The following is a 20,372-nucleotide window of genomic DNA, read 5'->3' as shown; positions in this document are numbered from 1 at the left end:
GCGATGTCAAGTGGCTCGCATGGCTGGAGCGCCCGCTCGCCAAGCTCGGCAGGATCGACATGCTCTCCGTCTGCATCGCGCTCATCGTGCTGCTCGTCTCCGCGACGGCCTTCGCCACCCACGCTCACCAGTACGGCGGCATCCACGTGGACAAGGCGGAGACCGTCCTGATCGCCGGCATCGCGGGCTTGATCACCTACCTGGTCGTCGGCGGTCTCTCCGGCTACTTCGAGAACAGGCTCGAAGAAGAGGAGCAGCGCGAGCACGAGGCCGAGGAAGCGGCCAGGACGAGCGGCGCGACGGTCCGAGCGGTCGTGATGGCCGGCAAGGCCGCGTTCTTCCTGTTCCTCTACCTGGAGGTCCTGGACGCGTCCTTCTCCTTCGACGGCGTCATCGCCGCCTTCGCGATCACCAACGACATCGTCCTGATGTCGCTCGGCCTCGGCATCGGCGCGATGTACGTCCGCTCGCTCACGGTCTACCTGGTCCGCCAGGGCACCCTCGACGACTACGTCTACCTGGAGCACGGCGCGCACTACGCGATCGGCGCCCTCTCCGTGATCCTGCTCGTCACCATCCGGTACGAGATCCACGAGGTCGTCACGGGCCTCGTCGGCGTCATCCTGATCGCCTGGTCCTTCTTCTCCTCGGTCCGGCGCAACCGCAGGCTGGCGGCGGCCGAGGCGAAGGGCGCGGGGTCCGGCGAGAGGGTCGAGGTCTCCTCGGGCGTCTGAGCCGGGCCGCCGACGCGGACGGATGTGCGCTTCCACCGTCAGGTGTCGTCAATGGTGGAGCGATGCCCGACGTGGACGACCCAGACCACCAGCTCTCCGTTGTCGATCGTGTGGACGACGCGGTAGTCGCCGACGCGCAGACGGCGTCGTTCGGGCTGGGACACGAGTGCGGTGGTCCTGGACGCGCAGCGGTGCGCGGGTGGGGCCATTCGGCGGGGGAGGGCCTAGCCTGGGCGGGCGCGGGATGTGGGTGCGGAGGGCGGAGTGGTGGGCGTGGGGCCGGGTGGGCAGTGGGAATGGCCGGGTCGGAGTCTGCTCGGGGTGCTGTCCGCTCCCGCGCGGGCGGAATTACTCGGGCTGGGTTCGGAGTTGACGCTCGGCTCCGGCGGTGTGCTGCTCACCGAGGGCGCCACCGACCGGCATCTGTACGTGATCCTCAGCGGGTTCGCCAAGGTCACCGCGACCGTCGAGAACGGGCAGGAGTCGCTGCTCGCCGTTCGGGTCGGCGGGGACAGCGTGGGCGAGATGGCCGCCCTCGACGGTGCGCCGCGGTCGGCCGGGGTGGTGGCCTGTGGGCCGTTGCGGGCGCGGGTGATCGGGCCCGGGGCCCTGCACGGGCTCATGCTGAGGAGGCCCGAGGTGGCGATGGCGCTGACCCGGATCGTGGCCGACCGGCTGCGCTGGGCCAACCGGCGGCGGCTCGAATTCCGGGGGTACCCGGTCAAGGTGCGCCTCGCACGGCTTCTGGTGGAGCTCGCCGTGGCGTACGGGCGGCCCGAGGCGGGTGGTGGTCATGTGATCGGCTTCCAGCTCACCCAGCCCGAACTCGCCGCGCTCACCGGCGCCGCGGAGACCACGGTGCACAAGGGGCTGCGCGAGCTGCGGGACGAGGGGCTGCTCGGCACCGGATACCGGACGACCACCGTGCACGACCTCGCCCGGCTCGCCCGGGTGGCCGAACTCCCCGAGCCCGTGGCGCCGCCCGCCCCGCGCCGGCCCCGGGGATCAGCCGAGCAGCGGCCGTAACAGCAGGCAGAGACCGGCGGTGGCGCCCATCACGGCGGTGCACACCACGGCGGCCGTGACATAGCGGTACTTCCGCAGGGCCACGTCGGAGAGGAAGCGGATCACCGCGTGCAGCTGCCGCTCGTCCTCGGCGGCGACGGGCGGCGACGGGTCCGGGGCGGCGGCCAGCCGGACGAAGCTGTAGTCGTTGGGGCCGGCGGGCCGCCAGACGCGCGGCCGGAGCGCCAGCGCGAGCGAGGCCGCGCCGCCGAAGAGGCCGCAGGCGAAGAGGGCCAGCAGCACCCCCGCCAGCCAGCCGAGCGGGCCGCCGCGCCGCAAGCCGTCGAGCGCCGCCTCGCTCCACGCGCCCGCCGTCCCCACGAGCGCCGCCTGCACGGCGGAGAGGATGCCGGCCTTGGCGTCGGCGTGCTGGTGCGTCGTCTGCAGGACCGTCAGCATCGTGCGCGAGGCGGGGGCGGGCGCACCCCCGGCAGAGGCGGGCGCCGCCGCGGGTGCGGTGGGCGCGGTGGGTGGGGTGGATGTCACGGAACCTCCAACGCGGCTCGGATGGAATCCCATTGAGCCGCCCGCCCGCTCGGCGGACCAGGCACTTCTACGGGATCGGACGACTGCGCGGGATCCCGTATTTCCACGGGGTGCGAGTGGCCGGTTCCGGTGTACGACTGGCAGGGCGACCGGCGCTCCACGGGGGTGGGCAACGGTCCGGGAGCGGCATGCCGCATCGCTTCGAACCTTGCAACTCTGCTGATTCGCAAGTGAGTTGGAGGTGCGGCATGCTGTGCCTCCCGATGTCACGGACGAGGAGGACGGGATGTCCGTAGGTGCGATGGGCAGGTTCGACAGGCGGCTTCTGCTCGCCGTCGACGCGCGAGGTTACGGCAGCGCGGACACCGCGCGACAGCGCGAGATTCAGACAGTGTTGCCCCGGCTTCTCTCCGAGTCCGCCGAGGCGGCCGGGCTCGACCGGGCCTCCTGGGTACGGCAGGCCGCCGGGGATTCCGAATTCGCCGTGCTCCCGGCCGGTTCCGGCGAGCAGGCGCTCGTCGAGCCGTTCATGCGCCGGCTGGACGCCGGGCTGCGGGCTCACAACCGCGACCGGGTGCCCGGCGCGCGGCTCGCGCTGCGCGCCGCCGTGCACTTCGGCCCGGCGTCCGAGGCCCCCAACGGCTTCGTGGGCCCCGGCCCCGTCGAGGTCTCCCGCATTCTGGAGAGCGACCCCCTGCGCCGGGCCCTCGCCGCGGCCCCGGACGCCGCGCTCGCCGTCGCGCTGACCGCGCCGGTCTTCACGGAGCTCGTCGCCCAGGGGTACACCAACTTCCGGCCTGAGGAGTTCCGCGAGGTCGTCGTCGAGAAGAAGGAGTACCGGGGCCGGGCCTGGCTGTGGGTGCCGGGGTACGACGTCCACGCGCTGGACCTCGGTGACGCGGGCCCCGGTTCCAGTTCTGATTCCGGTTCCAACTCCGGTTCCGGTTCCAACTCCGGTTCTGGTTCCGGCTCTGGTTCCGACTCCGACCCCCGCCCCGGACATCCCTCCGGTTCGGGTTCCGGTTCTGCAGCGGCCGCGACAGGCGGCGGCGACTCGGCCACCAACAGTCTGTACGGAACCGTCATCAACGGGAACGTCGTCTTCGGCATCTCCAAGTGAGTTGAGCGGACGGGGAGACGGGGTGCACACGTGAGATCCACGGATCGGCCCACGGAGGATCACGGCAGTGGTGGGGAAGGAGACGGCGTGTCCGGCGAACCCCGGCCGTTAACCGACGAGGCGAACGGCACCGCCGATCCCCGCCCCGCCCCCGAGTCGCCCGCGCCCCCACCCCCGCCGCCCACCCCGACCCCGTCCACCCCCCCGTCCCCGTCACCCTCCCGAGTGAATTCCGGAGCCAATTCCGGAGCGGACTCCGGAGCCGATTCCTCCGACGGCGACTACCGCGTCTACAACAACTTCTACGGCCCGCAGTACCACGGCCGCGCCCACTTCGGCATCGCCACCGCCGCCGAGCGGCCCGGGCGGGCCCGGGCCACCGGCCTCCTCGACGCCGACGAGATCGACGCGCTGCTGCGCTCCTACATCCGCCCCGACTGCTTCGACGACGCGGCCCACGAGCTGTCCCGTACCGGCATCGTCGTCCTCACCGGCCCCCAGGGCACGGGCAAGCGCTCCGGGGCGGTCGCCCTGCTCCGGGAGACCGTCGGACCCTCCGCCGACTACGTGGTGCTCTCGCCCGACATCGGCCTCGACCAGCTCGCGGAGCGCACCTTCGACGCGGGCGTCGGCTACGTCGTCCTCGACCGCACCGGAACCGCCGGAACCGGGGGAGCCGCCGGGACCACCGCGGACGACGCCGGTCCGTCCTCCGACTTCGACTGGCGCCGGGTGCGCGACCAGCTGCGCCGCCACCGCGCCCATCTGGTGATCACCACCGTGCACGGCGTGGCCGGCCGTTCCCCCAAGGCCGTACGCCATCTGCCGTGGCGGCCCCCGCTCCTGGACAAGGTGGTACGGGCCCGGCTGGTCCAGGCCCGTATCCCGCAGGAGATCGTCGACCGGGCCGTGGCCGGCATCCCGCCCCGCTGCCCCCTCGCGGTCGTCGCCGACGCGGCACAGCGGATCGCGGCGGGCGCCGACCCCGACCAGGCGTGGAAGGAGCACAGCGGCAGCGCGCCGCAGGCGGTCCAGGAGTGGTTCGGCGCCGAGGAGGAGCGGAGCCTGCGCGAGATCGCCGAGGTCACCACCCTCGCCTTCGCTCCCGGCATCGGACGGCGCGCCTTCGAATCGCTCCAGGACCTCCTCGAACGGCTCCTCGGACCGGTCTACTTCACACCGGAGGCCGCGCCGGCCGCCGCCGACGGCGCGGCAGCCCCGGACGCCACCGGGCAGGCCGCCGCCCCCGACGGCCAGGACCCGCAGCAGCGCCGCCGCGCCCGCCCGGTGGACCGGCGCCGCTCGCTCTCCCGCAACGCCCTGATCACCACCGAGATGCAGACCTACGGCGCGACCACCCGCGAGGTCATGGTCTTCGCCGACGCCGAGCTGCGCCGCTGGGTGCTGCAGGCGCTGTGGCGCGACCACCCCACCGAGTACTGGGACGCGGTCCGCCACTGGCTGGACGCGCTCGTCGACGCCGACCCCGACCCCGCCCTCCAGCTCTCCATCGCCTCCGGACTCACACTGCTCGGGCACATCGCCTTCGACGAGGTCGTGCAGAGCTACCTCGACCCGTGGGCGCGCGGGGAGAGCGGCGAGACCGGGCAGACCCTCGCCGTGTACGTGCTCTGGTACATGTGCCTGGAGGAGACCCAGGCGGCCGCCGCGCTCACACTGGCCCGCACCTGGGCCCAGTCCACCCACCCCACCCTGCGGGGCACCGCGCTCCTCGCCTTCAGCGGCCAGCTCGGCGTCACCTTCCCCACTGACGCCGTGAAGTGGCTCTGGGCGGTGCTGCGCAGCAGCGCCCTCGAAAAGCGGGAGGAACGCGAACACGGGCTGCGGGCCTGGGCGCAGCTGTTCCTGACGCTCGTCGACTGCCAGGAGGACGCCGGCATCGTGCTCGACGCCCTGGCGCACCGGATCAGGAAGGAACAGCGCACCCGGTCAGCCGCCTACTCGGCGACCGGCCTGCTCGTCCTCGAAACCACCCTCTGGATCTTCACCGCCACCGAGCGGCTCTCGGGCCGCCCCGCCGTCGCACGCTACGTCGCCGACCGGCCCGAGGAGGCCGACCTCGTCGCCGAGTTGTGGGCGGCGATCCTCTGCTACCGGCCGCTGCGCCGCAACGCCCTGTCCGCCCTGCTCGTCACGGTCCGTGGCCTGCACGCCGTGACCTCCGACCCCACCGCAGCGGCCGCGCGACTCGGTCACGCCCTCGCCGCCGCGCTTCCGCAGGTCGAGCACCCCTTGCTGACAAGCGAGCTGAGCCGACTCGCGGACTCCCGTCCCACTCGCGCCCCAGGTCCCGACTGCGTCGCGACCCTGCTCGGCGCCTTGAACCGTGTGAAGGACACCCACCCACGATGACCACGATCCGCAGGACCTATCCCCTGGTCGAGGAACGGGTGCTGGCTCCCGCGCCCCGCACCGGTCGCCGCTTCTGGAACCAGCCGACCCGCACGCTCGACGAACTGCCCCGCGTCTCCGCCCACCAGGTCCTCGTCTACCGCACCGGTGACCAGTACCTCACCGACCACGGCGTCCGCGGGCCCGCCGACGAGACCGTCCTGAACGCCGGGTCGGTCACGGTCGTCGACTGCCGCACCGCCGTGCCCGTCACCGTCGGCACCGACGTACCGTCCGCCGAGACCGACGGCTTCACCGTCCAGGTCGCCTTCCACTGCACGGTCACCGACCCCGTGGCCGTCGTCCGCGAGGGCGTCGTCGACGTGGAGTCCCGGCTGCTCGGTTATCTCCGGGCGCTGCCCGGACTCACCGACGTCACCCAGGAATGGCCGCTCGAAGCGGGCAAGGAGGTGTCCCGGCGGCTGACCGCGCGCCTGATCTCGTACCTGGAGATGGAGCCTCCGCGGATCGCCGGGCTCGCCGTCGGCGACCCGTACCTGACGGTGCTCACCCCGCAGGAGTTCGCCGACCAGCAGCGCCGTGCCGACGAGGAGCGGCGCGAAGCCGAGCACGACCGCGTGAAGGAGGCGGTACGCCGCGAGCGCGAGCAGATGGAGCACGAGCGCGAGAAGGAACGCAAACGGATGGACGCCGAGCGCAAGGCGCTCGAAATGCGGCACCAGCAGGAACTGGAGGACCTCCGGCGGTCGTACACCCAGCGGACCGACGCCGAGGACCAGCACTACACCCACAACATCAAGCGCAAGGACAACGAGTTCGACCGCACGGAGACGCTCAAGGACCTCGAAGACTTCGGCACCGACCCGGCCAACACCGACATCCTCGCCCAGCGCCGGGGCGAGATCGGGTACTCCGAGCTGGCCGAGCGGCAGCGCGAGACCGACCGGCTGCGGCGCGAGCGGCAGCGCGAGGACGAGGAGCGCCACTGGGAGAATGCCGAACGGCGGCGCCACGCCGAACGGGAGGACCTCCGCTACAGCCTGGAGCGCGAGGACCGCCACCGTGAAGTCGACCGCCAGGACCAGCGCGCCGCGCTCGACGCCGCCCGGGAGGAGCAGCGCGAGAACCGGGCGTCGGACCGCGACGACCGGCTGCGGCAGCGGGCGGACCAGCGCGAGGACGTGCTGGCCGACCGGGCCGAGCGGCGTCACCGGGCCGACCGGCGCGACAACATCAACCAGGAGCTGAGCCGCCAGCTGATCAACCGCGGCCTCCTCGACAACGCGCCGCTCGACGCGCGCGCCTTCGTCGAGCGACTCAGCACCGGGCAGAGCCTCCTCGACCAGGACCCGCCCGCCGCCGCGCAGGTGGCCGGCGCCGCCGACACCCCGCAGCTGAACGAGGGCACCGGCGCGTCGTCCGGGGACCGCTCCGACGAGCGCCGCCGCCGGTCCTACGACGGGGAGGACCCGTACGGGAAGGAGAAGTACGGCCGGGAGTACGGCCGGCGCGACGGCCGGCGTGACGATCCGTACGGGGACGACCGGTACCGGGACGACCGGAACGGCGACGACCGGTACACGGACGATCGGTACCGCGACGGGGGCGAGCGCACCGACCGGTCCGCCCGCGACGGCGGCACCGACCGGGACCGCGACGGCGGAGGCGACGACGACGGCGCCCGCTCCGCGCGCCGCCCCCTGATCGCCGACGACGACCTCGGTGAAGCGGGGAGGGAGGAGCGTGGCCGCTGACACCCCCGTACGCCCGCCCGAGGAGGAGTACGACGCGTGGGCGGCCGAGACCCGGCCCGCCCACCGCGCCCAGCGCGCCCACCGTGCCTGGGGCGGCCGCGGCCCCGCCGTGCTCCTGCGTCGCCTGATCGGCATCCGCGAGGAGGTCCTCGACCGCGAGAGCGCCGAGCGCGCCCGCTACACGTGGTACGGAGCCATCGTCCTCAACACCGCGCTGCTCGGCGGCGCTTCGATGGCCATGGCGATCTGCACGGTCCGCGAGGGCACGCCGGTCGCGGTGGCCGTCGTCGTCGGCGTGGTGTGGGCGTGGATCGTGCTGGCCCTGGACAGCTGGCTGGTCTCCAGCACCCACGGCTACACCGGCGGCCGGGCGGTCCGCATGCTGGTGCCCCGGCTGTTCCTCTCCGTGGTGCTCGGGCTCACCATCGCCGAACCGCTGCTGTTCCAGATCTTCGACCGGGAAATACGCCAGGAGATGGCGGTCGGCAGGGAGCGCGACCTCGCCGACTTCCGGGGCGACCTCACCGCCTGCAACCCCCTCGACGGCCAGGACACGACGAACCGCGACGAGTGCGGCGACTTCCATCTGACGGTGCCGGGCGCGCCGGCCTCGATCAAGGAGGACATCACCGACAACACCGCCGCCACCGCCCGCCTCGACGAGCAGATCAAGACCTACAACGAGACCCTCGGCGGGAAACTGGAGACCGAGCGCCGCGAGTGCGCCAAGGACCGCTGGATCCGGCGCGGCAACGGCTGGGACACCACCGAGACCTGTGAGCGCGCCCGCGCCGACACCGGCACGTACAAGGCCACGGGCAAGATCGCCGAGTACGAGGCGAAGCGCGCCGAGCTCGTCGGCAAGGGCAACCTCCTGTCCGAGGAGCTGATCAAGACCGGCACCTCCTACCGCACGGACGTCAAGGAGGCGATCGACACCAAGGTCGCCGAACGGCAGAAGTCGCAGCAGCACGACGGACTCCTGCTGCGCGCCGACGCGCTGTCCACGGTGGCCTGGTCCGACGGTTTCGCGCTCTTCATGATGTTCCTGCTGCACGCCGTGCTGCTGCTGGTCGACGCCATGCCGGTGCTCGCCAAGCTGATGAGCGGCCCGTCCGAGTACGACCGCAGGCTCGCCGAGCGGCGCGAGGCCAACAAGCGCATGCACCTGGAGGACCAGGAGGCGCAGCGCCGGGTCGACGCCATCGACCACGAGGTCCGGCAGTACGCGGCGGAGGTGTGGGCCGAGGAGGACAAGGCCCGGCTGGGTCACGACCACTACAAGGCGCGCACCGAGCACGCCCGCATGGTCCGCGAGGAGCTCGACGCCCGCACCGCCCGGCTCCTGGGCGAGTGACGCCCGACGGTGACCGGTTGCTCCGACCATCCCGGTGGTCGCGGCGGCCGGTCACCGTCGTATCCGGCCGGTACCGGCCCTTTCGGCGTTGCGGGACGGCGGTGGGAGGATGCGGGGACACGGAGAGAGAGGCCGGGGCCGGATGGGGCGCAGGGAGCGGGAGGCGGTCGCCGGAGGAGAACGGCTGTACGAGGCCGCGCAGGCGGTGGTCGGTGACCACCGGCAGGCCGTCGACGCGGTTCGGGAGGCCCTGAAGCCGATCCACGACACGGCGGCGGAGCAGGCCCTGGAGGCCATCCCCGTGGCCCGGCTGAAGGAGGTCACCGAGGGCCGGCTGAGGCTCGGGGAGGTCGAGCGGAGCGGGCTCCGCTCGGTCGGGCAGGTGCTCGACGCCGGGTCGTACCGGCTGCGCCAGATCCCCGGCGTGGGGCAGCGGACCGCCGATCAGGTCATCGCGGCGGCACGCCAGATCTCCGACGCCGTCCGGGAGACCATCGCCGTCCACATCGACGTGGACCGGCCGGAGCCGCGGACCACCGCGCTCGTCACGGCCCTGCACGTGCTGGTGGAGGCCGGCCCCGACGCGCAGCGCGCCCTCGACGCGGCCGCGGTGCTCGCGGAGCGGCTCGGCCCGCTGCTTACCGAGGCCAGGCCCGCCGCCGGCCGGCTGCGGATGCTGCTGGCGGGGCAGGCCAAGCGGGACCGGGCGCTCGGCGCCGTCGCCGAGGTCCGCGCCCTGACCGAGGAAGCGGCGCAGGGCGCGGTGCCCGAGCTGCTCGCGCAGGCTTCGGTGGATCTGCTGCGCGGTCCCTCGACCGAGGTGGCGGCCTGGGTCGACTTCGAGCTGCGGTCCGCCGAGTACTACAGCCTCCTCGCGGAGATCTCCGGCCGCAGCCCCGACGCGGCCGCCGCCGAAGGGTTCCTGCCCGACGAGGTCGCCGAGCGGGTCCGCCGCCAGCAGCTCGACGACACGCACCGCAGGGTGTCGCTGCGCGGCTACCAGTCCTTCGGGGCGCGCTTCGCGCTGGCGCAGCGCAAGGTGGTCCTCGGGGACGAGATGGGGCTCGGGAAGACCATCCAGGCCATCGCCGCCCTGTCCCACCTCGCTGCCGAAGGCCAGAGCCACTTCATGGTCGTCTGCCCGGCCAGCGTCCTGATCAACTGGACGCGTGAGATCGAGGCCCGCAGCAGGCTGCGTGTGATGTGCCTGCACGGCCCCGACCGGCAGGAGGCGTTCGCCGACTGGAAGGGCCGGGGCGGGGTCGCGGTGACCACCTTCGACGCCCTGCGCGGATTTCCCACGCCCGGAGGCGGCGAGATCGGGATGCTGGTCGTGGACGAGGCGCACTACGTGAAGAATCCGAAGACCCGCCGCGCCCAGGCCGTGACCGAATGGTCCGGGCGCTGCGACCGCGTTCTGTTCATGACCGGGACACCCATGGAGAACCGGGTCTCCGAGTTCCGCAGCCTGGTGACCATCCTCCAGCCCGACCTGGCCGCGGCCGTCGGTGACCGGGACGGCGTGGCCGGCTCCAAGGCCTTCCGGAAGGCCGTCGCCCCGGTCTATCTGCGCCGCAACCAGCAGGACGTCCTGACCGAACTGCCCGCGCTCCAGCACACGGACGAGTGGGAGGAGCTGAGCGCCTCCGACGAGGCCGCCTACCGTGAGGCCGTGCGCTCCGGCAACTTCATGGCGATGCGCAGGGCGGCGTACGCGCACCCCGAGAAGTCGGCGAAGCTGAACCGGCTGCGCGAGATCGTCGAGGACGCCGCCGAGAACGGGCTGAAGGTGGTGGTGTTCTCCAACTTCAGGGATGTCCTGGGGGTGGTGAAGGACTCCCTGGAGGCCGCGCCGGGTCCCGGCGGCGGCCGGGTGTTCGGTCCGCTCTCGGGGAACGTGCCGCCCGCCCGCCGCCAGCAGGTGGTGGACGAGTTCGCCGCCGCACCGGGGCACGCGGTGCTGGTGGCGCAGATCGAGGCGGCGGGAGTGGGGCTCAACATGCAGGCCGCCTCCGTCGTGATCATCTGCGAGCCCCAGGTCAAGCCGACCATCGAGAACCAGGCGGTGGCGCGGGCCCACCGGATGGGGCAGGTGCGTCCGGTCCGGGTGCACCGGCTGCTCGCCACGCACGGAGTGGACGAGCGGCTGGTGCGGATGCTGAAGAACAAGAGCCGCCTGTTCGACGCGTACGCACGGCGCAGCGCGGTCGCCGAGTCCACACCGGACGCGGTCGACGTGTCGGACATCGCGATGGCCCGCCAGATCGTCGAGGAGGAGCAGGCGCGTCTGGGAGCGGTCCGCGGGCCTGCCTAGCGGGACATGATTGTCTTGCGGTGCAAGAGAGTTGATGACTATCTTGTACCGCATGACAAAGAAGCCGGCCGCGACCGCAGACCAACGGCGCAGTCAGCTCCTGCGCGGAGTGCTCGACCTCTGTCTGCTGTCCCTCATCGCTGAACGGCCCCGCTACGGCTTCGAGTTCGCCGAGGCCCTCGCCGGCGGCGGGCTCGACCTCGTCAGTGACGGCAGCATCTATCCGCTGCTCGCACGGATGGAGCGGGCGGGGCTCATCTCCTCGTACCGTGCCCCGTCCCCCAGCGGCGGCGCCCCGCGCAAGTACTACCGACCGACCGAGGCCGGGCGCGCCGAGCTGACCGGGGGGCGGGCCGACTGGCAGGCCTTCGCCGGCCCCGTCGGCCGGATCCTGAGCGCCGGTACACAACCCACGGGGGAAGACGCATCATGACGAACGAGCAGATACTCGCCGCCTGCCGCAGCAACTGGGAGTACCGCGGCGTCGGCGACGCGGCCATGCGGGAGATGCTCGACGAGCTCTCCGCGCACCTGGAGGACGCCGAGGCCGCCGGGCGCACCGCGCAGGACGTCGTCGGCCCGGACGTACGGGCCTTCGCCGCGGCCTGGGCGCGCGAGCGCGCCCCGTTCGGCCGGCGGGCCCTGCGCACGACGGCCATGGCCTGCTTCATCCTCGGCATCCTGCCGGTCTTCTCGCACCTGATCCGGTGGGACACCCAACTGGCCGTGACCGCCGACTACCTCGCCTTCTGGGTGGCCATCGGCGCGATCACGGTCGCCTGGGAGCTGCGGCGGGGAAGCATGGGCCTGTACCGGCACTGGCTGCTCTCCTTCGCCGTCGGTCTGCCCGTGATGATCCTCACCAAATGGCTGACCGGAGACGGGGTGCTGTTCACGCTCCCGCTGTGGGTCCCGTCGCTCCTGCTGCTGCCCGGGCTGCCGTACGCACTCGCCGACTCGCGGGCCCGCCGGGCCGCCAAGAATGGCGCAACTCAGCCTTGCTGAACATTACTTGACGGTACGTCTGGTCCGCGCGCCGCAGGGTTGGCACGATCTGGTGATCACACGCCCTGCCTGCGACGCAAGGAGAGTGCCACCACGATGACGAACGCAAGGGTCCTGATATCCGGAGCCGGAATTGCCGGTACCGCGCTGGCCTACTGGCTCCGCGCGCACGGTTTCCGGCCGACCGTGGTGGAGCGGGCCCCCGCGATCCGGGACGGCGGATACAAGGTCGACATCCGGGGAGCGGCCCTGGACGTGGTGACCCGCATGGGGCTGCGGGAGGAGATCCGCAAGCTGCGTACGGACGTACGGGGCGGCTCGATCGTCAACGCGGCCGGCAAACGCGTGGCGAGCATGGACGGGGACACCTTCGGCGGCCGGCAGGGCGAGGACGCCGAGATCCTGCGCGGCGACCTGAACCGGCTGCTCTACGAGTCGGCCGAGGGCGAGGTCGAGTACCTCTTCGGCGACGCCGTCGCCGCCGTCGACAACGGCGACGCGCACGCGACGGTGACCTTCGAGAGCGGGCGCGTCGAGGAGTACGACCTCGTCGTCGGCGCGGACGGGCTGCACTCCGCCACCCGCGCGCTGGCGTTCGGCGACGAGGCGCGGTTCGTCCACGACCTCGGCCACTACGTCTGCGTCTTCAGCGTGCCCAACCACCTCGGGCTCGACCGGTGGGAGCTCACCTACGTGGGCCCCGGACGCACCGCGCTCACCTACAGCACGGCCCGGGACGACGGCGCCAAGGCCATGTTCCTGTTCGCCTCCGGGCCGCTGGAGTGCGACCGGCGCGACCGGGCCCGGCAGCAGCGGCTGCTCGCCGAGGCCTACGCCGCCGAGGGCTGGGAGGTGCCCCGGCTGCTCGACGGCATGGACGGGGCCCCGGACTTCTACTTCGACTCGCTCAGCCAGGTCCGCATGGACCGCTGGTCGACCGGCCGGGTGGTGCTGCTCGGCGACGCCGCCTACTGCGCCTCGCCCGCGTCGGGGCAGGGCACCAGCCTCGCGCTGGTCGGCGCGTACGTCCTGGCCGGCGAGCTGGCGGCGGCCGGCGGCGGGCAGGCCGCCGCACTGGCCGCGTACGAGCGGGAGATGCGGCCGTTCGTCGAGCGGAACCAGAAGCTCGGACCGGCCAACATCAAGCGGATGGTGCTGCGCAGCGCCGGCCAGGTGCGGGTGTCCATGGCGGTGCTGTCGCTGCTGGGCCGCCTCCCGGGCAGGGACCGGCTCATGGCCAAGGCCGTCGAGCCGATCCACCGGGCCGCCAACGCCATCGCGCTCAAGCGGTACTGACACGGGTCACAGGCCGCGGACCACGGCGACCGTGAACGTGGTGGGGGTGCCCGAGCCCGGGGACATGGGGCCGCCCTTGTCGAACTGGGAGCGGACCACCAGCGTGCGGCCCGGGCTGTGCGCGAGGGTCGTGGGGATCTGCAGGGACGGGTCCGTGATCGTGCGGGTCAGGCGGGCGCGGGTGCCGTCCGCGCGGACCTGCCAGCGGGTCAGCGTGTTGGTGACGTTGTGCGCCACGCGCAGGGTGCCGTCGGGGGAGAGGTCGAGGCCGTCGGCGGCCTTCAGGTCGCCGCCGCCGAGGTCGACGCGGCGGACGGCACCGGTGCGCAGGTCGACGCGGTAGAGGTCGCCCTCCGTCATGTCGACGGTGAGGAGGTAGCGGCCCGCCCGGTCGGCGACGATGCCGTTGAGGCTGAAGCCGCCCGCCGGCCGGGGGCGCAGGGCCGGGGAGAGGTCGTAGGCCTCGGTCAGGGCGCCGCTCCCGGCGGCCAGCTGCTCGGGGGTCACACGGTAGATCACGCCGCGGACGCTGTCCGTGAGGTACGCGGTGCCGTCCGTGGTGAGGGCCAGGTCGTTGACGAAGTGGGCGGGGGCTCCGGCTCCCCGGGCGACCTCGAAGTGGGCCAGGCGGGACCCGCTGGTGGTGTCGTAGACCGCCACGCCCGCGGTGGAGTCGGTGACCCACAGACGGCCGAGGGCGTCCACGCGCAGGCCGTTCGCCGTGCGGCGGCCGTCGGTGCCTGAGGGCAGGAACACCTCGGCCTCGGGCCGGCCGGGGCGGGCCCGGTAGACGGTGCCGTCCGCGTACGAGCCGACGTAGACGGTGTGGGTGCGGGGGTCGGTGGCGATGCCCTCCGGGTAGACCTTCCCGCCGGGCAGGGCGAAGGCCGTGGATATCCGGGCGTCGCCCGCCGGGATGCGCGCCTGCGCCGGGGCCGCTCCCAGGGTGAGGGCCACGGCCAGGGCCATGGCTGCGGTCACGGCGGGGGTGAGGGCGGAAGCCAGGGGAGTGGGCAGGAATGACTTCGTCTTCATGGGTGTCCTCTAGTGAGCAGGTGAAGACGAATGTATATGAGAGCTCTAATGTCTGCAAGGGTGGCCGTAGGATGCGGGTATGACCTCCATGGCCCCCGAGGAGCGCATCGGGTCTCACCTCAAGCGTGCCGAGCAGGCGCTTCTCGCGGCGAAGAACACGGCGTGCAAGCCGGCCGCGGTGACGGTTCCGCAGTACGCCGTGCTGCTCTGGCTGGCCGAGAAGCCCGGCATCTCCGCGGCCGGGCTCGCCCGCCTGTGCGGGGTGACGCCGCCGACCATGAACACCGTGCTGAAGAACCTCCAGGAGCGCGGGCTCATCGAACGGACCCCGCACGAGCTCCACGGCAACGTGCTGGAGACCCGGCTCACGGACGAGGGGCGTACGGCGATGCAGCTGGCGGACTCCGGCGCGGTGCGGGTGGAGCGGGCGCTCGCCGCCGCATTCACCCGCGAGGAGCGGGAGCTGCTGATCCAGCTGCTCGGGCGGTGCGCGGAGGTGCTCGACGCCCAGCGCTGAGACGGCCGGCCGGCTGAGATCCCTGGCATGATTTTGCTCTGTTTTGGAACTGTGCGGGGGTTTCGCACATCAGAACTAGGGGATGCCCAGCCGTTCTGCCCTCGGGGGCAGCCATGACCGTTCGGAGCGAAGTTCGTGCACCAGTACCCGCAGCGCCCGCGGCCTGATGAGCAGCCGTCGTACCAGGAGTACCCGCCCCAGGAGCAGTATCAGGGGCACCAGGACTTCCCCGGGTACCCGGGCCCGCCGCAGCACCAGCACCAGCCGTACGGCGAGCAGCCCGCCCCCGCCCGGACCCCGGAGCCGAAGCGCTCCCGGCGCCGAATATGGATCAGCGCGACGGTCGCCCTCGCGCTCCTGCTCGGCGGCGGCGGGTTCGCCGCCTGGAAGCTCGACTGGTTCTCCGGCAACGGCGAGGACGTGAGCTTCGGGAAGAACACCCCGCCCCCGGCCACGGGCAAGGCGGACCCGAGCGCCCCGGCGACCGCGGCCACGCCCTCCGGCGACCCGGACGTGCTCATGCCGGCCGGCCCGAAGTCCGGCTTCAAGCAGACCACCAAGCTCGACGACGGCACGATCATCGCCAAGACCCGCCTCGCCGGCGCCAAGTCCGGCTTCGAGGGCGACGTATGGGTGTGGGCGCCCAAGGAGTACGACGACCCCAAGTACGCCAAGAGCGGCTTCCCGGTCCTCATCGCGCTCCCCGGCGGCAACGGCTTCCCGGACAACTACTGGGCCGACCGCAGCCTCGGCCTCCAGAAGGCCGTCAGCGACGGCGCCAAGGCCGGCACCAGCCTGCCGTTCGTCGTGATCATGCCGGTGCTCAACCCGGACGCCAAGTACTACTACGACGGCTCCGACATCCCCGGCCAGGCCAAGATGGGCACGTGGATCGCCGAGGACATCCCGGACTTCGTCAAGGCCAACTTCCGTACGTACAAGTCCCGTGACGGCTGGGCCTTCATGGGCTCCTCCTCCGGCGCCTTCGTCGGAATGAAGACCGTCCTGCAGTACCCGGACCGGTTCAAGGCCGTGATCGCCAGCGGCGGCGAGATCGTCCCGGACTCCCCGCTCTGGAAGGGCCACCAGGCCGAGATGGACGCGAACAACCCGGAGAAGCTCGCCCAGAAGCTGATCGACACCAAGGGTCCCGAGGTCTACATCAACTTCCAGATCGGCACCAAGGAGAGCGGGAAGGAGCGGATGACCAAGTTCCAGCAGCAGTTCGGCAAGGGGCCGATCAAGATGACCATCCGCGACATCCAGAACGGCGAGCACAACGGCTGGCACTACGTCCGGGGCATGAAGGAAGGCTCCCTGGAGTGGGTCAGCAAGGTCCTGAAGGGGCCCAAGCCCGAAGCCGGCTGAACCGGGCCGGACGCACGTCCCGGCCGGCCGCATGGCGCTCGCCACGTCACCCCCGTCCCAGGCAACCCATCCCGTCGTTCATACCTCTGTAAAGGGTGTAAGGGGGACCGATCGGTCCGACCCGCGCTCCTGGTGGGCGCCGGAGAAGGAACGGGACAAAAACCGTGCAGCAAGACCAGCAAGGCGACGGCAGCCCTGTGACCGAGGGCGGCCGTCGCCCCCATCGCCTGCGCATGATCCTGATCAGCAGCGGGCTCGCGCTCACCCTCGCCGGGGGCGGAACGGCAGCGTACAAGTACGGCCTCTTCTCGGACATAGGGGATCCGGTCTCCTTCGGCAAGGTCCAGGAGAAGGCCGGGGCGGCCGCCGAACTGCCGCCCGAGGTGCAGATGCCGACCGGGCCGAAGGCCTCGTTCGTCCGCACCTCCCGGCTGCCGGACGGCACCCAGATCGGCCGCGCCACCCTCACCGGCAAGAAGTCCGGTTTCACGGGTGACGTGTGGGTGTGGGTGCCCAAGGAGTACGACGACCCGAGGTACGCCAAGAGCGGCTTCCCGGTCCTGATCTCCCTGCCCGGCGGCCGCGGCTACCCCACCAACTACTGGGGTACGGGTCCCGGCCTCGGCCTCCAGCAGGCCGTGAGCGACGGGGCCAAGGCCGGCACCAGCCTGCCCTTCATCCTGATCATGCCGGTGCACAACGCCGACACCAAGCACCACTTCGACGCCTCGGACATCCCCGGCCAGCCCAAGATGGGCACCTGGATGGTCGAAGACATCCCGGATTTCACGAAGGCCAATTTCCGCACCTTCACCTCCCGCGACGGCTGGGCCTTCATGGGCTCCTCCGCGGGCGGATTCGGCGCCTTCAAGCACGTCCTCAAGCACCCGGACCGGTTCAAGGCGGCCATCGCCAGCGGGGTCGACATCGTCCCCGACTCCCCGCTGTGGCAGGGGAACACGCAGGCCATGGACGCAGACAACCCGGAGAAGCTCGCCGCGAAGCTGATCGCGGCGGGCGGCCCGGACGTCTACGTCAACTTCCAGATCGGCACCGCGGAGAGCGGTCGCGACAAGGCCGAGAAGTTCATGAACGACTTCGGGAAGGGCCCCGTGCACACCTCGCTGCAGGTGATCCAGGATGGTGAGCACAACGGAAAGTCGTACGTGCGCGGCATGAGGGAGGGCTCCCTGGAGTGGATCAGCAAGGTGATGAAGGCACCGACACCCGATCCCGGCGTGCGATGAGCACGGTGGTGAAGGGGGCGTCGGCGGCCGCCGCGGCGGGGATCGTGGCGGTGTTCGCCGTCGCGTTCCTCGAAGCGCCCGGCGAGCGTCCGGTGCTCCCCTTCCCCACCGTCGGAGTACTCATGGCGGGCGGCGAGCACTGGTGCACGGCGAGCGTCGTCGACAGCCCCGGGGGCAACGTCGTCGCCACCGCCGCGCACTGCGTGGCCCCCGCCGGCGAGGACGGGCAGCCGGGCGAGGTGGCCCACGACGGGCTGGCCATCGGCGAGCTCTCCTTCGCCCCGGCCTTCTCCGGCGAGGGCGCCGGCACCCAGCCGCTGGGGGTGTGGAAGGTCAGGTCGATCCACGTGGACGACCGCTGGACGAAATGGGGCGAGGACACCGCCGACTTCGCCTTCCTCACCATCGAGCCGGACGGGGACGGGCGCAGCATCCAGGACGCGGTCGGCGGCGGCGCCGAGGCCCCGAAGCCCGAGTGGACCTCGGGGTACGAGCGGGACGTGACCGTCGTCGGCTACCCGGAGTCCGAGCACAACCCGCAGAACAAGCCCGTCTCCTGCACCACCCAGACCCGCCACGACGAGGACGACCCCGACATGCTCTACATGAGCTGCGCCGGATTCTGGACGGGGACCAGCGGCAGCCCCTGGATCGCGGACCGGGGCGGGCCGGACCATGCCGGGCACCTGATCGGGGTGCTGAGCGGCGGGGACACGGACGTGGACTCCACGGCCGCGCTCTTCGACGAGCACGCGAAGGCCCTGTACGAGCGGGCCGCGCGGGGCTGAGCGCGCCCGCGCCGCCGCTGCTGCTACTTCCTTCGCTCGGTACTGACGATCACGCCCACCGCCGCCACGACGATCGCACCGCCGACCAGGATCGGCCAGGTCAGGGCCTCGTCGAGGATCAGCGTGCCGAGCGCCACGGCCACGACCGGATTGACGTACGCGTACGTGGACACCAGCGACAGCGGCGCGGCCTGGAGCAGCCACACGTACGCCGTGAAACCGACGAGCGAGCCGACGACCGTCAGATAGCCGAGGGCCAGCCAGGAGGCGGTGGAGAACGCCGCCGGGTCCAGGCCGCGGTGCTCGCCGCGCAGCAGGCCGACGACCACGGCGGCCACCCCGCCCGCGAACATCTGGTAGGCGCTGCCCGTGAAGGGGTTGGCCGGCAGCTTCAGCCGCGGCGCCGAGAACGAGCCCAGCGACCACAGCACCGAAGCCGCCACGACCATCAGCACCCCCGACAGCCGCACCTCGCCGCTGAGCCCCGGGCTGGTCAGCACCGCGAGCCCGGCGAGACCCACCAGCACCCCGGCCAGGGTGCGCGGCGGGGGCCGGTCCCCGGTGCTCGTCCGGAGCACCACCACCCACATCGGCACCGCCGCCACCAGCAGCGCGGCAAGGCCCGACGGCACCGAGGTCTCGGCGAGGACCACCAGACCGTTCCCGCCGAGGACCAGCAGCAGCCCGACCAGGGCCGCCGAGCCGAGCTGCGCGCGGGTGGCCCGCAGCGCGGCCGGACCGTACCGCCAGGCGACGACGGCGGACAGCAGCAGGCTGGCGGTGATGAACCGGGCTCCGGCGGAGAGGAAGGGCGGCATGGTCTCGACGACGATCCGGATGCCGAGGTAGGTCGAGCCCCAGACGACGTAGACGACGGCGAGGGCGGCCCAGACCGCGCCCGGGATCCTGCCGCGGGCGGTGGTGGCCGGCCCGGCGGCCTTGCCGTCGACCGGCGTTGAGGTGCTCATGCTCGGATCCTAAGGTCGTTGGCCCATGCATGCTTCCGGATATCTCAACCCTTGAGCAGGTCGTTCAGCTCGCCGTAGGGGAGGGAGTGCGCGAGCGCTCCGTAGGTGCCCTCCGAGAGCAGCTCCTCGGCGGCGCGGCGGACCACGGCGTACGCGGCTTCGGCGACCCAGGAGCCGAGGCTGACGCGGGAGACGCCGAGGGCGCCGAAGGCGGCGACGGTCGGGGCGTCCGGGCCGAGCAGGATGTTGAGGGGCGCGTCGATGCCCTTGGCGAGCTCGGCGACGGTGGCCGGGTCGAGGACGCCGGGCACGAAGACGCCGGTGGCTCCGGCCCGCAGGTACGCGGCGGCGCGGGCGAGGGTGTCGTCCAGGCGGGCGGCGTCCTCGCCGAAGCCCCGGAGGTAGGTGTCGATGCGGGCGTTGATGTAGAGCGGGACCCCGGCGGCGTCGGCCGCGGCGCGGGCCGCGGCCAGGCGCTCGATCTGCTCGGCGGGGTCGCGGTGGCCGTCCTCGATGTTGATGCCGACCGCACCGGCGTCGAGGACCCCCGTCACGGTCTCGCCCACGGCGGCGGGGTCGGCGCCGAAGCCGCCCTCGATGTCGGCGGTGACGGGCACGGGGACGGCGGCGACCACGCGGGCGACGAGATCGAGGGCCCGGTCCCGGGCGAGCGCGTCGCCGTCGGGGGACCCGAGGGACCAGGCGACGCCGGCGCTGGTGGTGGCGACGGCGGGGGCGCCGGCGGCCGCGACGATGCGGGCGCTGGCCACGTCCCAGGCGTTGGCGAGGGCGAGCGGAGACGCGGGGGTGTGCAGGGCCGTGAACGCGGCGGCCTTGGCGGCGAGATCAACATGGGTGGTCATGAGGTCAGTTCACCAGACCGGGTGCGTCCGGTCTCGCGGAATTCCGACATGGACGTGGGGCGGGACGGGGTCCGGCGGGACT

General features: G+C 72.3%; 18 protein-coding genes and 1 pseudogene. 14 read left to right on the top strand and 5 right to left on the bottom strand.

The features are described from left to right. Window positions 1-2 precede the first annotated feature (2 nt). Window positions 3-734, top strand: a pseudogene (locus ACFY04_RS11535) (DUF475 domain-containing protein); the annotation flags it as partial. Window positions 735-772: 38 nt separating this feature from the next. Here the strand turns inward: ACFY04_RS11535 and ACFY04_RS11530 are convergent. Next, complete coding sequence (locus tag ACFY04_RS11530) at window positions 773-943, bottom strand: type II toxin-antitoxin system RelE/ParE family toxin (RefSeq protein ID WP_389115823.1); 171 nt, start codon at window positions 941-943, stop codon at window positions 773-775. A 112-nt stretch (window positions 944-1,055) separates the two neighbouring features. On the opposite strand from ACFY04_RS11530, the gene ACFY04_RS11525 reads away from it, so the two are divergent. Beyond that, entirely contained in the window at window positions 1,056-1,760 is a 705-nt protein-coding gene (locus ACFY04_RS11525; protein ID WP_314243603.1) for a Crp/Fnr family transcriptional regulator, read from the top strand. Here the strand turns inward: ACFY04_RS11525 and ACFY04_RS11520 are convergent. Continuing rightward, complete coding sequence (locus ACFY04_RS11520; RefSeq protein WP_389115822.1) at window positions 1,740-2,285, bottom strand: hypothetical protein; 546 nt, start codon at window positions 2,283-2,285, stop codon at window positions 1,740-1,742. The genes ACFY04_RS11525 and ACFY04_RS11520 overlap by 21 nt on opposite strands. A 391-nt stretch (window positions 2,286-2,676) precedes the next feature. Here ACFY04_RS11520 and ACFY04_RS11515 point away from each other — a divergent pair, with 391 nt between their 5' ends. The 8 genes from ACFY04_RS11515 to ACFY04_RS11480 all read left to right on the top strand — a co-directional run bounded on the left by ACFY04_RS11515 (window position 2,677) and on the right by ACFY04_RS11480 (window position 13,504). After that, window positions 2,677-3,405, top strand: coding sequence for a hypothetical protein (locus ACFY04_RS11515; RefSeq protein WP_389115821.1), 729 nt, complete (start codon window positions 2,677-2,679; stop codon window positions 3,403-3,405). A gap of 87 nt (window positions 3,406-3,492) precedes the next feature. Beyond that, window positions 3,493-5,778, top strand: coding sequence for a hypothetical protein (locus tag ACFY04_RS11510; protein WP_389115819.1), 2,286 nt, complete (start codon window positions 3,493-3,495; stop codon window positions 5,776-5,778). Continuing rightward, the gene (locus tag ACFY04_RS11505) at window positions 5,775-7,532 is read left to right on the top strand and encodes a hypothetical protein (RefSeq protein ID WP_389115817.1); all 1,758 of its coding nucleotides are present in this window, start codon (window positions 5,775-5,777) and stop codon (window positions 7,530-7,532) included. Before ACFY04_RS11510 ends, ACFY04_RS11505 begins: the two co-directional genes overlap by 4 nt. Next, on the top strand, window positions 7,522-8,889 hold the full coding sequence (locus ACFY04_RS11500) for a DUF4407 domain-containing protein (protein ID WP_389115816.1): 1,368 nt from the start codon (window positions 7,522-7,524) through the stop codon (window positions 8,887-8,889). Before ACFY04_RS11505 ends, ACFY04_RS11500 begins: the two co-directional genes overlap by 11 nt. Before the next feature lie 142 nt (window positions 8,890-9,031). After that, window positions 9,032-11,203: a DEAD/DEAH box helicase gene (locus ACFY04_RS11495; protein ID WP_389115815.1), complete on the top strand. Its 2,172-nt coding sequence runs from the start codon at window positions 9,032-9,034 to the stop codon at window positions 11,201-11,203. Between the two features lie 52 nt (window positions 11,204-11,255). Then, entirely contained in the window at window positions 11,256-11,636 is a 381-nt protein-coding gene (locus ACFY04_RS11490) for a PadR family transcriptional regulator (RefSeq protein ID WP_389115813.1), read from the top strand. After that, complete coding sequence (locus ACFY04_RS11485) at window positions 11,633-12,208, top strand: hypothetical protein (RefSeq protein WP_389115812.1); 576 nt, start codon at window positions 11,633-11,635, stop codon at window positions 12,206-12,208. The genes ACFY04_RS11490 and ACFY04_RS11485 overlap by 4 nt, the downstream gene beginning before the upstream one ends. A gap of 96 nt (window positions 12,209-12,304) precedes the next feature. Further along, window positions 12,305-13,504 (top strand): FAD-dependent monooxygenase, encoded by a 1,200-nt coding sequence (locus ACFY04_RS11480; RefSeq protein WP_389115811.1) that lies wholly within the window; start codon window positions 12,305-12,307, stop codon window positions 13,502-13,504. Between the two features lie 6 nt (window positions 13,505-13,510). On the opposite strand, the gene ACFY04_RS11475 is transcribed toward ACFY04_RS11480, so the two are convergent. Next, window positions 13,511-14,539, bottom strand: coding sequence for an SMP-30/gluconolactonase/LRE family protein (locus ACFY04_RS11475; RefSeq protein ID WP_389115810.1), 1,029 nt, complete (start codon window positions 14,537-14,539; stop codon window positions 13,511-13,513). Window positions 14,540-14,618: 79 nt separating this feature from the next. Here ACFY04_RS11475 and ACFY04_RS11470 point away from each other — a divergent pair, with 79 nt between their 5' ends. From ACFY04_RS11470 to ACFY04_RS11455, 4 genes are all read left to right on the top strand, one after another. Then, window positions 14,619-15,056, top strand: coding sequence for a MarR family winged helix-turn-helix transcriptional regulator (locus ACFY04_RS11470; protein WP_389115809.1), 438 nt, complete (start codon window positions 14,619-14,621; stop codon window positions 15,054-15,056). A 135-nt stretch (window positions 15,057-15,191) separates the two neighbouring features. Then, window positions 15,192-16,424: an alpha/beta hydrolase-fold protein gene (locus ACFY04_RS11465; RefSeq protein WP_389115807.1), complete on the top strand. Its 1,233-nt coding sequence runs from the start codon at window positions 15,192-15,194 to the stop codon at window positions 16,422-16,424. 164 nt (window positions 16,425-16,588) lie between these two features. Then, on the top strand, window positions 16,589-17,671 hold the full coding sequence (locus tag ACFY04_RS11460) for an alpha/beta hydrolase (RefSeq protein ID WP_389115805.1): 1,083 nt from the start codon (window positions 16,589-16,591) through the stop codon (window positions 17,669-17,671). Then, window positions 17,668-18,459: a trypsin-like serine peptidase gene (locus ACFY04_RS11455; RefSeq protein WP_389115804.1), complete on the top strand. Its 792-nt coding sequence runs from the start codon at window positions 17,668-17,670 to the stop codon at window positions 18,457-18,459. Before ACFY04_RS11460 ends, ACFY04_RS11455 begins: the two co-directional genes overlap by 4 nt. A 23-nt stretch (window positions 18,460-18,482) precedes the next feature. Here ACFY04_RS11455 and ACFY04_RS11450 read toward each other — a convergent pair whose 3' ends face one another. Then, the gene (locus ACFY04_RS11450; RefSeq protein ID WP_389115802.1) at window positions 18,483-19,427 is read right to left on the bottom strand and encodes an EamA family transporter; all 945 of its coding nucleotides are present in this window, start codon (window positions 19,425-19,427) and stop codon (window positions 18,483-18,485) included. A gap of 44 nt (window positions 19,428-19,471) precedes the next feature. Next, window positions 19,472-20,290 carry an isocitrate lyase/phosphoenolpyruvate mutase family protein gene (locus ACFY04_RS11445; protein WP_389115801.1) on the bottom strand — a complete coding sequence of 273 codons (819 nt, stop codon included), beginning with the start codon at window positions 20,288-20,290 and terminating at the stop codon, window positions 19,472-19,474. Window positions 20,291-20,372: the final 82 nt, after the last annotated feature.

Source organism: Streptomyces sp. NPDC001549 (assembly GCF_042894025.1).
Lineage (GTDB): Bacteria > Actinomycetota > Actinomycetes > Streptomycetales > Streptomycetaceae > Streptomyces > Streptomyces kutzneri.
The sequence above is the reverse complement of the archived record's forward strand: the minus strand, read 5'-3'. Positions and strand labels throughout refer to the sequence as shown.